Genomic DNA, 13609 nt, shown 5'->3' on the forward strand with positions numbered 1-13609 from the left:
CGTCAGGCTAAAGTCGATGGTGGAAGGATTCTGCGCTCGACCCCGATAATGGCTCGATTCAACGTCATCAGATTTTTTTCCGCCTTGATCTGGATGCCCATCATATAAAAAATCGGCATCCACAAGGGGTTGATCAACACGCCGCCGAGCGCGCTTTTCAACGTTCTTTTCACATTTTTGGCCGGGTTGAATGATTCGGCCAATGAACCGGCCGGCGCCTCGGAAAACACCGTAGCGATCGGACGGAGCAGGGCAAGTTCCTGGCTGGTCAGTTGCTTCATCGAGGCGAACAGTTTGCGTTCCATGCGTTGATAATTCCGGTGCGCGAAACACACCGTGATCGCGAATGTCAGTGCGACCAAGGGCAGGAGCACGGTCGGCGGCGCGACCGGCGCAAACGTGGACGACAGCATCACGATCCCGAGACCCAGCATCAACAGGTCTTCCCCATGTTCAACATCCCGGTCTATACCCTGCACAATCGTTATCACAGGATTATCGTAAGGTGCGCGCAAATAATGACAGTCTGGTTTCATAGTAACCTCCGGCAGGCAGACCTGCTCATAAAATCATAAAATCAGCAAAAGTCAAATCGGGTTTAAAACCGTTTGATTCCACTGTAGTTTATGACAAGATCGGGAGGAAATAATTGCGGAGGCGGGCGGTGAATCGTGCTGTCGGCTTGGCTAACGGCGAAAATTATGCTTTAATTTTAAATTAAGGTATCTTCGTGGGCGTTTGTTTTTTCGCCCGAAACCGCACTGCATGGGATCGATATGTTCATTAAACCAATAAAAACCCGCATCGCCTTGTGTGCGCTGGCTTTCTGCTCGGCGCCTCAGGCGGATATCTCCATCCATATCAACGGCCAAGAATTTTATTCGAACCAAAACGGCTATACGAAGATTCATCCGGAAAATGTTTCGGGTAACGTGATTGTCAATGTGAACGGTGAAACCTATCGGCCGCAGGCTAGGCGAGCGGAAAAGCCTGCGGCGAAGTCCAAACCGGTTAACGCCATGCCTTTGAGAACCGTGCGGGTGTCGCGTGGTAAAAACAAGCAGCAATTCGAGCAATTGATCGCGAAGACCGCCGATAAACATCAGGTCGATCCCAAATTGCTGCATGCGGTGATTCAGGCCGAATCCGCCTACAATCCGTCGGCGGTTTCATCGGCCGGGGCGGTGGGTTTGATGCAGTTGATGCCGGCGACCGCCGCGCGTTTCGGCGTGAACGACAGTTACGATCCGGTACAAAACATCGAGGGCGGTACGCGTTATCTGAAACACTTGCTGCACCTGTTCAATTCCGATTTGCGTCTGGCCGTAGCGGCCTATAATGCCGGCGAAAATGCGGTGATCAGGCACCATCACAACATTCCGCCCTATGCCGAAACGCAGCATTATGTCAGCGAGGTATTGGCCTTGCAGCAGAACCCGGATCAGATCCGCAGCTACTTTAGGAAAAGAGTTGGTCCTTGTGCGGGGCGGGTGCTTGAATGGAATGTGACGTGTAATTGAATGAGGGGTTGGCATACGGCGGGCCTTGACCGCTTTCTTTGATCAAAGTAGCCGGTCGCCGCTTCGAGTCTCATTGTCAATTCCAGATATAAAAGGGTTTAGATGAAAGTCTAAGCCCTTTTTTATGGCCTCATGATTTTGTTGAGAGAATACTGCGGGCCCTGTCATCTGGTTCCCGCACGCTGATCGGAATTACAACGGGACGCTGGCGCGTGGGAACCAGATAACGGCGTATGACGCGAATGTTGACCCTGGGCGGTTTGCTAATGTCAGTCATGCTGACCACATGCGCCATACAGAAAGGGTATGCTGAAACCATCTAACCCACAACCAAGGAGTCTCCAATGTCCGACGACTTAGATCAATTTCTGGGATCATTTGACCGCCCGCCGCCACCCGAAGTGGCGCCGCTGGTCCGCGATGGCAAGCGCTATGCTCAACATATCGGTACACATGACGATAGCATCGGCCAGAGCGGCGGACTGCTTGATGTCATCGACGATGCAACGGGAAAGTTGATTGCGACCATCAAGGTCTATGACAACGAGCGCAGCCCTGACCTGGAGGGCGACGTTCAAGATATATTCTTCGCGTCGATGGTATTTGATGCTTCGGGCAAACTCATCGTTACCGACGAAGTCGGGCGGTGCTTTGCCGTGGATGTTATCAAGGGTGAAGCGGTGCCATTGCCCTGATTTCGTGTTTCCCAACTCATCTTATTGCGCAGAGGCTGGGTTGAAAGGCTCGGTTCAGGCATTTATCTCGTTCCCGCGCGCTGCGTGGGAATGCCGGCTAAGACGCGCCAGCGTCGCGATTCAGTTGTTGAACGTACAGGTTAATAAATGCGGCGCTTGGTGTTCGTAGATAATATAGCGAGATCGGCCCATGAAGTCCTCCTCATTCAGTTCTCGTCCTCGCATGTCTGAGCGGGATTGTAACGGGACGCTGGCGCGTCCGCCCTGGATTCCCACGTGGCACGTGGGAACCAGATAAAAATGCGGTGCTTGGTGTTCGTAGATAATATAGTGAGATCGGCCCGCCCATGAAGTCCTCCTCATTGAGCTCTCGTCCCCGCATGCCTGATCGGGATTGCAACGGGACGCTGGCGCGTCCGCCCTGGATTCCCACGTGGCACGTAGGAGCCTGAAAAAGATTATCTCGTTCCCGCGCGCCGCGTGGGAATGCCGGCTAAGACGCGCCAGCGTCGCGTTTCAGTTGTTGAACATACAGGTTAAAAAATGCGGCGCTTGGTGTTCGTAGATAAAATAGCGAGATCGGTCTATGATATCTTCCTACTCAAGAAATATAAGAACGTTTTGGTTGAAAGGAAAAGAGATGGCAAACCTACTGGACTGGAATACTTTAGATCATAAAGTAAAAGCATATTTAGACCCAGAGAATGGTGTTGATACCGAGCAAAAGGCATTTCCTATTTTAATGGTCTCATCATTATTGAATGTTTCGGACGAAGAGGCTGAAGATTCAATAACAGACGGAGCAAAAGATCGCGGTGTTGATGCTGTCTTTGTAGACGATAGAGATGGAAGTAATTCTATTCATGTTTTTCAATTTAAATATGCAGCGAATTTTGATAACACAAAGAAAAATTTTCCAAGTGGGGAGATTGATAAATTAGTTTCATTTTTTGACGACCTCCTAGACCTTAACAAATCTTTGGAAAACACATGTAACCCGATTTTATGGAATAAAGTTCAAGAAATGTGGACAGCTCTAAATAAACCTAAGCCATCAATCGAGGTTCATTTTTGCGGCAATACTCTGCCTATGCAGGGTGATGAAAAAGTACGCGCAAATGTGTCATTGGGTAAGTTTAAGTATTTTAATGTTCATCATCATAGTCTTGACTCAATCGTCGAGATGTTTATTGATAAGAAGTCGATTGCAATTAATGATCAAATTCAGGTGGTAGACAAAGATTATTTTGATAGAACAGATGGTAGTATCCGTGGACTAATATGCACGGTTGAAGCGGGTGAAATAGTAAGAATTATCTCTGACCCAGAGAATCCCTCCTCAGTAAAAAAAGAAATATTTAATGACAACGTTCGCGTATATTTAAGTCGAACTAACAAAATTAACCGAAAAATAATTGAAACAGCGCTTTCTGAGTCAAATCCATTGTTTTGGTATTTAAACAATGGTATCACGATAACATGTGATTCTTTTTCATATCCTAAAGGCAAACGAGCCCCTATTGTCGAACTTAAGAATATACAGATTGTCAATGGTGGCCAGACGTCAAATGCGCTGTTTGAAGCTAGTCAGATAGCTCCAGAAAAACTAAATGACGTTCTAATTTTGGTTCGAATAATTGAAACAAAATCACAACCCGTTAGCCTGGCAATAGCAGAGTCTACTAATAGTCAGACACCAATAAAAGGTAGGGATTTACGCTCAAATGATGATATACAAAAAAAGCTCGAAGAGGCATTCGAAGGGATGGGTTTTTTTTACGAAAGGAAGCAGAGTCAGCATTCTGATAAACCTAAGTCACTACGAATTGATGCCTTAACAGCAGGTCAATCACATTTAGCATATGGGCTAGAATTGCCGGAGGTAGCGAAAAAGGACAGGGGTAGAATATTCTCAGATTTGTATGATCAGGTCTTTACTGATGAATTGCTTGCTGATGAATTGCTATGTTCCTTAAAAATATTAAACTCAATCGAGTCCTTTAAAAAGAGTTTGCAATCAGACATTAGAAAGCAGGGGCCTTTCAATGCCGATCACCTTTTTCTAATCGATGGCGCTTATCATGTACTTTTTGCTGTTGCACAAATATGTGATGCAAGGTTAATTAATCGACTGAATGAGGACGATGCAATTAAGTTAATACCTGAAGCGATAGAATATATAGCTAAATTAGTAAAGGCAACACAGGAAAAAGAAGATTCGTTTTCCTTTAACCGATATTTTAAAGACGCCAAAACCAAAACAAAAATTGCCTCTTATATACAGAGTCAAGAAAAAAATGAATGCAAATCGGATTCACCTTAGCTTACTGTCGCAATCTCCCATAGCTAAGTAGCTACGCCAGGTTGTTATTAACTAATTCACGGTTTTTTGATGCTTTTTTTGCTGCGGAGGGTATTGCAAAGTATTGATTTAATTTATTTTTAATGGCGGGTTTGACATTTTTAATCAGTTAGCCTTTTTACAGATCAAATAAAAAAGGCCGGACAGCAAAGCTGCCCGGCCTTTTTTGTGTCTAACCCGGTGTTGTCCGGATTATTTCGCTTTTTTGCGTTCCAAGGCTTCCTTGATTACTTCGTCAGCCACGTTTTTCGGGCATGGCAGGTAGTGAGAGAATTCCATCGAGAACTGGCCGCGGCCGGAAGTCATCGTGCGCAAGTCGCCGATGTAGCCGAACATTTCGCTCAGCGGTACATCCGCCTTGATCCGAACGCCGGTGACGCCTGGATCTTGCGATTTGATCATGCCGCGGCGGCGGTTCAAGTCGCCGATTACGTCACCGACATGGTCTTCCGGTGTGAACGCGTCAACCTTCATGATCGGTTCGATCAATTGCGGTGCAGCCTTTGGAATCGATTGACGGAACGCGGCTTTCGCGGCGATTTCGAACGCAATCGATGAAGAGTCAACCGCGTGGAAGCCGCCGTCCAGCAGGGTAACTTTGAAGTCCAAGCACGGATAGCCTGCCAAGACACCTTGACCCAGCATGCTCTTGAAGCCTTTTTCGACCGCCGGCCAGTATTCGCGCGGTACGTTACCGCCGGTGACCGCAGATACGAATTCAAAGCCGCTGCCTGCCTCGCCCGGTTCGATCGCATAATCGATTTTAGCGTATTGACCGGAACCGCCGGATTGCTTCTTGTGCGTGTAGCTGTCTTCGATGCGGCGGGTGATCGTTTCGCGGTAAGCCACCTGCGGCTTGCCGACGACGACGTCAACGCCGTGGGTCCGTTTCAGAATGTCGACTTTGATGTCGAGGTGCAACTCGCCCATCCCTTTCAGAATGGTTTCGCCGCTTTCTTCGTCGGTCATCACATGGAAGGACGGATCTTCCTGGACCATCTTGCCCAGCGCGATGCCCATTTTTTCGTTGGAGCCTTTATCTTTTGGGGTCACCGAAACCGAGATGACGGGATCAGGGAAAACCATCGGTTCAAGCGTGGCCGGCTTGTCGGGATCGCACAAGGTATGTCCGGTTTGCACGTTTTTCAGGCCGATCAGTGCGACGATATCGCCTGCTTGAGCGGTTTCGATTTCGGAGCGGTTGTCGGCGTGCATTTCCACCATACGGCCAACTCTTTCGTTTTTGCCGGTGTAGGTATTCAGCAGGGTGTCGCCTTTCTTCAGCGTGCCCGAATAAATACGGATGAAGTTCAGCGCGCCAAAACGGTCGTCCATGATCTTGAATACCAAAGCGCGCAGCGGGCGCTTCGGATCGACGATCGCAAAATCGCCCGTCGGATTGCCTTCGAGATCGGTTTCAGGTTGTGGCTTGACTTCTGTCGGATTCGGTAAATAGTCGACAACCGCGTCCAGTACCAATTGCACGCCCTTGTTTTTGAAAGACGAACCGCAATAAGTCGGGAAAAACGCCATGCTGATGGTGCCTTTGCGGATGCAGCGTTTGATGGTATCCATATCGGGCATTTCGCCTTCCAGATATTTTTCCATCGCGTCGTCGTCCTGCTCGACTGCGGTTTCGATCAGCTTTTCGCGCCATTCTTCGACTTTGTCCGCCATGTCGGCAGGAACGTCTTCGATGCGGTAGTTCATCGGATCTCCGGAATCGTCCCAGATCCATGCCTTACGGGTCAACAGATCGACCACGCCCGAGAATTGATCTTCAACGCCGATCGGCAAGGTCATGACCAGAGGGACTGCGCCCAGTACGTCTTCGACCTGCTTGACCACGCGGAAGAAATCGGCGCCGATACGGTCCAGTTTGTTTACATAGATGACTCGTGCAACCTTAGAGTCATTGGCATAACGCCAGTTGGTTTCCGATTGCGGTTCAACACCGCCGGAACCGCAGAACACGCCGATACCGCCGTCGAGAACTTTCAGCGAGCGATAAACTTCGATCGTAAAGTCAACGTGGCCTGGGGTGTCGATGATGTTGAAGCGGTGGTCTTTCCAGAAACAGGTCGTCGCAGCGGACTGAATGGTGATTCCGCGTTCGGCTTCTTGCGTCATGAAGTCCATGGTGGACTCGCCTTCATGTACCTCGCCCAGCTTGTGAATCTTGCCGGTGAGTTTCAGGATACGCTCGGTCGTGGTGGTTTTACCGGCATCCACGTGCGCGAATATGCCGATGTTTCTGTAAAGGCTTATGTCAGTCATGTTGTTACTCTAAATGTTGGGCATAAAAATCTTTTTGCATTAACCGTCCGCGCGCATTCTCTCAAGCAAATTCGACCGGAGGATTGAACGGTGCAAGGCGTGACCTGCTGCCTGATGCCGAAGACCGCAGTCATGGTAACCAAGGGTTTGGACGGAACGCATCGAAGCCTGGCGGTTGGGGCAACGTCGAGCGAAGGCCTTAACCTAAGGTTAGTGCCGAGCACTCGCCCAGTTTCGATAGCCGACTATTTTAACCTAAAACTTTTAAAAAAATATATAAAAACATCAAATACGTACCGCCCGGCCTTCCGGTCTTGGCGATTTTTTAGCTCTGGACGGCGGCGGGGCGCTTCAGAGCGGCGCATTTGCATTATTTCCGGATGTACGCAATAGTACCCCCAAAATGCCAGGGTGACGCATACGGCGGCGCCATTCCTGAAGGCCCTGCGATAAAAGCGACTGCGCTCCGGTTGTTGGGTGTTAAAATACGGTCATGATCGGACCTTCTTTGCCCTGAGCCCATCAAGACGATGCGCGGCTCGGCATCAAAACAATACATTCTAATTAAAGCATGAGGATACTATGCGGAATCTGAGGTTTATACCCGCGTTGATTGGAGCGATCTTGGGAATCGCGGTCATCATTGCCGCCTTTTATTTCATTTTCCTTGATCTGTTCGTTGACCTGTGGTGGTTTCAATCGCTGAAACAGGAACCGTATTTTTGGCTCAGGCTGCTGTACCGGTTTTTCCTGTCCGGTGGCGTGACTCTGGCTTTTTTCCTGATTTTCTTTTTTCATTTCTGGATCGCTTCGCGTTACCTGGGGCTGAATCCGCCGGATGAAGTCCTGGCCGATCTGGATAAGCGCCGGCGTTTCCAGCGTTTCGCCGATGTGTTCATGGGCGATTCGGTCATGGTTTATACGCCGATCTCGCTGATTCTGGCCGTGCTCATCGCGATGCCGTTCTATCAGCAATGGGATGCTGCATTATTATATTTTTTCGGTCAGTCCTCGGGCGTCGCCGATACGGTTTACGGCAACGATGTCAGCTTTTACATGCTGTCGTATCCGATTTACCTGCTGATCCAGAAAGAATTATTGTCCGCAGCGATCATCATTTTTGCCTCGGTCGGCACTTTATATTGGCTTGAGCATGTTTTCATTCCGAATCAAAACAAGGAATACCACATCGGCGCGAAGATTCATCTGACCGTCTTGCTCGGCTTCGTCGTGCTGTTCGTGGTCTGGGGCTTCATGCTGGATCGCTTTTCGCTGCTTTATTCGCACAATCATGCGCCGGTATTTTACGGGCCGGGATTCGTCGAAATTTTTTACCGCTTGCCGTTGATCTGGATCGGCATCATCACGTTCCTGGCTGTCGCGGTGACCGCCTGTCTGTTCATCTTCTCGAAGGAACACCGGATCAAGGCCCCGTTTTTGATTTCTTCCGCAGCGTTTCTGTGCGTATGGTATTTGCCGAATGTCGATTCCATTCCTGAAGGCATGCAGAGATACATCGTCAATCCGAATCCGGTCAAGGCCGAAAAGCCGTTCATGCAGTTCAACATCGATGCGACGCTGAATGCCTACGACCTGAAAAATATCCGCGTCATCGATCAGGACATCAACGTGAATGCGGCCGAGGACATCACGACCTGGAGTGCGCAGAAGCGCTTCGAAAACATTCCGGTCTGGGACCGGGAGTTTCTGATCGACAGCTATCAGCAATTGCAGGTGATCCGGCCTTATTATCAGTTCTTGTCGGTCGATGAGGATAGATATTTCCTGCTGGACCATATCCGGCAGGTCAATCTGGCTCCACGGGAAGTTAATATCAGCAAGCTTCCCGAATCGGCGCAAAACTGGGAAAACACACACTTGCGTTATACGCACGGTACCGGCGCGGTCGTCTCGCCGGCTGCGCAAGACGCGGACATGCCGCTGGTTTTTTATCTGCGCGATTTGAATATGTCTTCGCAGGTTGGGCTCAGCACGAAAAACCCTGAGATCTATTACGGCGAAGGCAAGTATGACTACGCCATCGTGCCCAACAAGCTAAAGGTTAAAGGGCTTGAAGTCGGTAAAGGGCCTGAAGTCGGCGATCAAAACGTCGATGAAAAAGAATATACTGGCCAAAGCGGCATTCCGATACGATCTCTGTTCCGCAAGGCCTTGTTGGCTTTATATTTCAAGGATGAAAGAATATTCTTTTCCTTGGGGATATCCACCGAAGACAGTAAAGCGATGATTCGCCGGAACATTATCGAGCGTATCAACGCGATCACACCCTTTTTGCAGTTGGACAAGGATCCTTATCTGGTGATGACCAAGGACCGCTTCTACTGGATACAGGATGCCTATACCATATCGAAGTGGTATCCGGCCTCGAAACCGGCCGCGGATGATTATCTGGAAGGTGATCAACCGTTCAACTATATCCGCAACTCAGTCAAGATCGTCGTCGATGCGTTTGACGGTACGGTCGATTATTACATTGCCGATCCTTCGGATGTCATCATCAATGCCTATGCGCGCGCGTATCCGAGTCTGTTCAAAAACATGGAGGAAATGCCGGTCGAGTTGCAAAAGCATTTGCGCTACCCGCGCGACCTTTTTTACATGCAGATGAAGGTGTATGCGAAATATCATCAAACCATTCCCGAACTGTTTTATGAGCAGGCCGAAACTTGGCAGTTCGCGAATGTGCGCAATCAGGAGGTCAGGCCGTACTACCAGACGATGGATTTCGGCAACTGTAAGGATATGGAAGAATTCGTGATGATCAATCCGATGACGCCGGTGAGCCGGGACAATCTGAGCATGATCGGCGTTGCGAGTATTCTGGATAAGGAGACTTGCGGATTTAACTACAAACCCGGTATTACGATCTATAAGTTCCGCAAGGAAGTGCAGGTGAACGGCCCGGCGCAGGTCGAAGCCCTGATCAATCAGGACCCCGAAATTTCCGCGCAATTCACCTTGTGGGATCAGTCCGGTTCGGAGGTCAAACTGGGGCGCATGGTGATTCTGCCGATGGGCAAAACCGTGCTCTATGTGCAGCCGGTTTATCTGGTCTCGACCAAGGTCAAAATACCGGAATTACGCCGGGTGATCGTGTCGATGGGCAATGAAGTCGTGATGGATAAAACCTTGTGGGCCGCATTCGATCGCCTGAAACAGCGGTTTTTGAAAGCGGCCTCGGAAACCGGCGGGACGGGAACCGCGAAGGAAGTCGTCACTCCTCAATAATCAGCAGGGCGGGCAACACGGGTTGTTGCCCGCCTTTTTTTGCGGGAATCGAGATCCGCTTAGCGTCGCATCAGCGCGCAAAGCTGGTCTTCCAGTTCAAAGCGCTTGGCCAGGGCTTCGCCGAGTGCCGATAAGTCGTCCGCCAGGGTCGTCAAGGCGCCGGCGTCTTGAGTCTGCTCGTATTTGTCATTGAAAGCGACCGACAGATCGGTCACCTCGGAGAATTCCGGATAAATGTCGGTCGCAAAGTTCATGATGCTTGCGCGGCGCTCGGTGCCGGCCAATATGCGTTCGTACAATCCGAAATGCCCTAGCGACACATAGTCGACCAGGACTTCCGCAAACCGGGCCAGTTTGGTCTTGACCCGCTCTGTGTCGGTAAACGGTTTCAGATCGCCTATCCGGCAATATAAGGCCCACAAATCCTTCCTTTCATTTTGCAATTCAGCGATCAGTTGAGCGCTGCGTTGCCTTCTTTCCGGTCTCACCGTCTCTGCCGTCGTCATGATGGTTCTCCCCCGAGAGTGGTTAAATTTTATTATTTTGATTTATTATGCCGGCCGCTGCGGTCCGCAGCGGCCGTCGCCAAGCCGTTGAAGGTTAGGGCTGCAATTTCTCTTTCAGCATCCGGTTGACTTCCTCGGGATTGGCCTTGCCCTGCATCGCCTTCATCACCTGGCCGACAAAAAAGCCGAACACCTTGTCCTTGCCGCTCCGGTATTGTTCGACCTGGCCCTGATTGTCGGCGATGATCTTGTCGATGATGGCCTCGATCGCGCCGGTGTCGGTGATTTGTTTCAGGCCTTGGGTGTCGATGATCTCGTCCGCGCCGGCTTCATTTTGCCACATTTCCTCGAAAACCTGCTTCGCAATCTTGCCGGAGATCGTGTTATCGGCAATCCGTTGCAAAAGTCCCGCCAACCGTTGATAACCCACCGGCGAGTCGCTAATTTCCAGACTCGACTTATTCAAGGCGGCCGCCAATTCGCCGGTCACCCAGTTCGCGCAGAGCCGCGCCTCGCAGCCTGAAGCTTGCAGCAGCGCCTCGAAATAATCGGCCATCTCGCGCGATGAGGTCAGAATCGCCGTGCTTTCGTCGTCGAGCCCGAACTGGTCCTTGAAGCGCTGCTTCTTGGCCTCCGGCAATTCCGGCATCGTCGCCTGCACCTCGGCTTTAAATTCTTCCGAAATAGACACCGGCAGCAGATCGGGGTCGGGGAAATAGCGGTAATCGTTCGCCTCTTCCTTGCTGCGCATCGAACGGGTCACATCCTTCACCGCATCGTACAGCCGCGTTTCCTGCACCACCTTGCCGCCGGCTTCGATCAGATCGATCTGCCGTTCGACTTCGTAATTGATCGCTTTCTCGACGAACTTAAACGAATTGATGTTTTTCAGTTCGGCGCGGGTGCCGAACTCTTTCTGGCCTTTCGGCCGCACCGACACGTTCGCGTCGCAGCGGAACGAGCCTTCCTGCATGTTGCCGTCGCAAATGCCGAGATAGCGCACCAGTTCGTGCAGCTTGCGCATGTAGGCGACCGCTTCTTTCGCCGAACGCATGTCCGGCTCGGAGACGATTTCGAGCAGCGGCGTGCCGGCGCGGTTCAGGTCGATGCCGGTCAGCCCGTGAAAGTCTTCATGCAGCGATTTGCCGGCGTCTTCTTCGAGGTGCGCGCGGGTGATGCCGATGCGTTTGGTCTCGCCGTCGACTTCGATATCCAGATGGCCGTTGCCGACGATCGGCAGCTCGAACTGGCTGATCTGATAGCCTTTCGGCAGATCGGGGTAGAAATAGTTTTTGCGTGCGAACACCGAATAAGGCGCGATCTCGGCCTCGATCGCGAGGCCGAATTTGACTGCCATACGCACCGCATCCTGATTCAAGACCGGCAGTACGCCCGGCAGGCCGAGATCGACCGCGCAGGCCTGGGTGTTCGGTTCAGCGCCATACGCGGTCGCGGCGCCGGAAAAGATTTTCGATTTTGTGGCAAGCTGGGTATGAATTTCCAGGCCGATGACGGTTTCCCATTCCATAGCAAGTCTCCTATTGAAATCCGGGCGGGGTGAGTTGATGCCAGTTGGTGGCCTGTTGATAGCGATGCGCGACGGCCAAGAGGCGGTCTTCGGCGAAATAATCGCCGATGATTTGCAGGCCGACCGGCTTGCCGGACGCGAGCCCCGCCGGGATCGACATCGCCGGCAGCCCCGCCAGGTTGACCGCGATCGTGTAAATATCGGACAGATACATCTCGATCGGATTGCCGAGCTTTTCGCCGATGCCGAACGCGACCGACGGCGCGACCGGTCCCATCAACACATCGACCCCCGCCAAGGCTTTTTTGAAGTCTTCGCTGATCAGGCGGCGGATTTTTTGCGCCTTGATGTAATAGGCGTCGTAATAACCGGCCGACAGCGCGTAGGTGCCCATCAATATCCGCCGCTTGACCTCGCGGCCGAAGGCTTCGCCGCGCGAACGGGTATAAAGATCGGTCAGGTCGGCGGGACTTGCGCAGCGGTAGCCGAAACGCACGCCGTCGAAGCGCGACAGGTTCGCCGAGCATTCGGCCGGCGCGATCACGTAATACGCCGGGATCGCAAGCTTCAGATTCGGCATCGAGACCTCGACGATTTCGGCTCCCAGCTTGCGGTATTCGTCAATCGCCGCTTCGATCACCGAAGCGACATCGGAAGACAAACCTTCGCCGAAAAACTCCTTCGGCAGGCCGATCTTCAGGCCGTCGAGGGGGTGGTTCAAAGCGGCCCGGTAATCCGGAACCGGCCGCTCGGCGCTTGTCGAATCGCGGCCGTCGAAGCCGGCCATCGCCTGCAACAGGATCGCCGCATCCTCGGCCGTTCGCGTCATCGGACCGCCCTGGTCCAGGCTGGAGGCATAGGCGATCATGCCGTAGCGCGAGACGCGGCCGTAGGTCGGCTTAAGCCCGGTGATACCGCAAAAAGACGCCGGCTGGCGGATCGAGCCGCCGGTATCGGTGCCGGTCACGCCGGCCGCGAGCCTTGCCGCGACCGCCGCGGCCGAACCGCCGGACGAGCCGCCCGGCACCGCGTTTAAATCCCAAGGATTTTTGACCGGGCCGTAATAGCTGGTCTCGTTCGACGAGCCCATCGCAAATTCGTCCATGTTCAATTTGCCGAGCATCACCGAGCCTGCCTGCTGCAAGTTCGTGACGACCGTCGCATTATACGGCGCGATGAAGTTGTCGAGCATCTTCGAGCCGCAGCTGGTCTTGACGCCATCGGTGCAGAAAATGTCCTTGTGCGCGATCGGAATGCCGGTCAATACGCCTGCATCGCCTTGCGCGAGGCGGGCGTCCGCGGCGTCGGCCTGCCGTAAGGCCAGGTCTTCGGTCACCGTGATGAACGCATTCAGTTCTGGGTGTTGTTTGATTCGGGTGAGATAAGCCTCGGTCAATTCGCGGCTTGAAAACTGTCGGTTGCGGAGTCCTTCGGCCTGCTCCGCGAGGGTCTTGTTATACATTCGAGGTTTT

At 51.9% G+C, this 13609-nt stretch carries 9 protein-coding genes; 4 read left to right on the plus strand and 5 right to left on the minus strand.

Annotation, left to right across the window (positions count from 1 at the left end; genetic code table 11):
• Window positions 1–2 precede the first annotated feature (2 nt).
• Window positions 3–536, minus strand: a complete 534-nt coding sequence (locus METLA_RS0118150) for a hypothetical protein (protein WP_024299901.1) — start codon at window positions 534–536, stop codon at window positions 3–5.
• Between the two features lie 240 nt (window positions 537–776).
• Here METLA_RS0118150 and METLA_RS22225 point away from each other — a divergent pair, with 240 nt between their 5' ends.
• The 3 genes from METLA_RS22225 (at window position 777) to METLA_RS0118165 (ending at window position 4538) form a co-directional block, all read left to right on the plus strand.
• Complete coding sequence (locus METLA_RS22225) at window positions 777–1520, plus strand: lytic transglycosylase domain-containing protein (RefSeq protein ID WP_024299902.1); 744 nt, start codon at window positions 777–779, stop codon at window positions 1518–1520.
• Between the two features lie 344 nt (window positions 1521–1864).
• The gene (locus METLA_RS0118160) at window positions 1865–2215 is read left to right on the plus strand and encodes a hypothetical protein (RefSeq protein ID WP_024299903.1); all 351 of its coding nucleotides are present in this window, start codon (window positions 1865–1867) and stop codon (window positions 2213–2215) included.
• Window positions 2216–2855: 640 nt separating this feature from the next.
• On the plus strand, window positions 2856–4538 hold the full coding sequence (locus METLA_RS0118165; protein ID WP_024299904.1) for an AIPR family protein: 1683 nt from the start codon (window positions 2856–2858) through the stop codon (window positions 4536–4538).
• A 231-nt stretch (window positions 4539–4769) separates the two neighbouring features.
• Here the strand turns inward: METLA_RS0118165 and fusA are convergent, their stop codons facing one another.
• Window positions 4770–6854, minus strand: coding sequence for an elongation factor G (gene fusA / locus METLA_RS0118170; RefSeq protein WP_024299905.1), 2085 nt, complete (start codon window positions 6852–6854; stop codon window positions 4770–4772).
• A gap of 582 nt (window positions 6855–7436) precedes the next feature.
• Here fusA and METLA_RS0118175 point away from each other — a divergent pair.
• Window positions 7437–10103: a UPF0182 family protein gene (locus METLA_RS0118175; protein WP_024299906.1), complete on the plus strand. Its 2667-nt coding sequence runs from the start codon at window positions 7437–7439 to the stop codon at window positions 10101–10103.
• Between the two features lie 59 nt (window positions 10104–10162).
• On the opposite strand, the gene METLA_RS0118180 is transcribed toward METLA_RS0118175, so the two are convergent.
• The 3 genes from METLA_RS0118180 to gatA form a co-directional block, all read right to left on the minus strand.
• On the minus strand, window positions 10163–10609 hold the full coding sequence (locus tag METLA_RS0118180; RefSeq protein WP_024299907.1) for an Rsd/AlgQ family anti-sigma factor: 447 nt from the start codon (window positions 10607–10609) through the stop codon (window positions 10163–10165).
• Window positions 10610–10703: 94 nt separating this feature from the next.
• Window positions 10704–12137, minus strand: a complete 1434-nt coding sequence (gatB, locus tag METLA_RS0118185) for an Asp-tRNA(Asn)/Glu-tRNA(Gln) amidotransferase subunit GatB (protein ID WP_024299908.1) — start codon at window positions 12135–12137, stop codon at window positions 10704–10706.
• 10 nt (window positions 12138–12147) lie between these two features.
• Window positions 12148–13599 (minus strand): Asp-tRNA(Asn)/Glu-tRNA(Gln) amidotransferase subunit GatA, encoded by a 1452-nt coding sequence (gene gatA, locus METLA_RS0118190; protein ID WP_024299909.1) that lies wholly within the window; start codon window positions 13597–13599, stop codon window positions 12148–12150.
• Between the last annotated feature and the right edge of the window lie 10 nt (window positions 13600–13609).

The sequence above is a fragment of the Methylomicrobium lacus LW14 genome, assembly GCF_000527095.1.
GTDB lineage: Bacteria > Pseudomonadota > Gammaproteobacteria > Methylococcales > Methylomonadaceae > Methylomicrobium > Methylomicrobium lacus.

Coding starts and splice junctions, on each gene's coding strand:
- METLA_RS0118150 (WP_024299901.1), bottom strand. CDS start 536: ATGAAACCAGACTGTCATTATTTGCGCGCACCTTACGATAATCCTGTG.
- METLA_RS22225 (WP_024299902.1), top strand. CDS start 777: ATGTTCATTAAACCAATAAAAACCCGCATCGCCTTGTGTGCGCTGGCT.
- METLA_RS0118160 (WP_024299903.1), top strand. CDS start 1,865: ATGTCCGACGACTTAGATCAATTTCTGGGATCATTTGACCGCCCGCCG.
- METLA_RS0118165 (WP_024299904.1), top strand. CDS start 2,856: ATGGCAAACCTACTGGACTGGAATACTTTAGATCATAAAGTAAAAGCA.
- fusA (WP_024299905.1), bottom strand. CDS start 6,854: ATGACTGACATAAGCCTTTACAGAAACATCGGCATATTCGCGCACGTG.
- METLA_RS0118175 (WP_024299906.1), top strand. CDS start 7,437: ATGCGGAATCTGAGGTTTATACCCGCGTTGATTGGAGCGATCTTGGGA.
- METLA_RS0118180 (WP_024299907.1), bottom strand. CDS start 10,609: ATGACGACGGCAGAGACGGTGAGACCGGAAAGAAGGCAACGCAGCGCT.
- gatB (WP_024299908.1), bottom strand. CDS start 12,137: ATGGAATGGGAAACCGTCATCGGCCTGGAAATTCATACCCAGCTTGCC.
- gatA (WP_024299909.1), bottom strand. CDS start 13,599: ATGTATAACAAGACCCTCGCGGAGCAGGCCGAAGGACTCCGCAACCGA.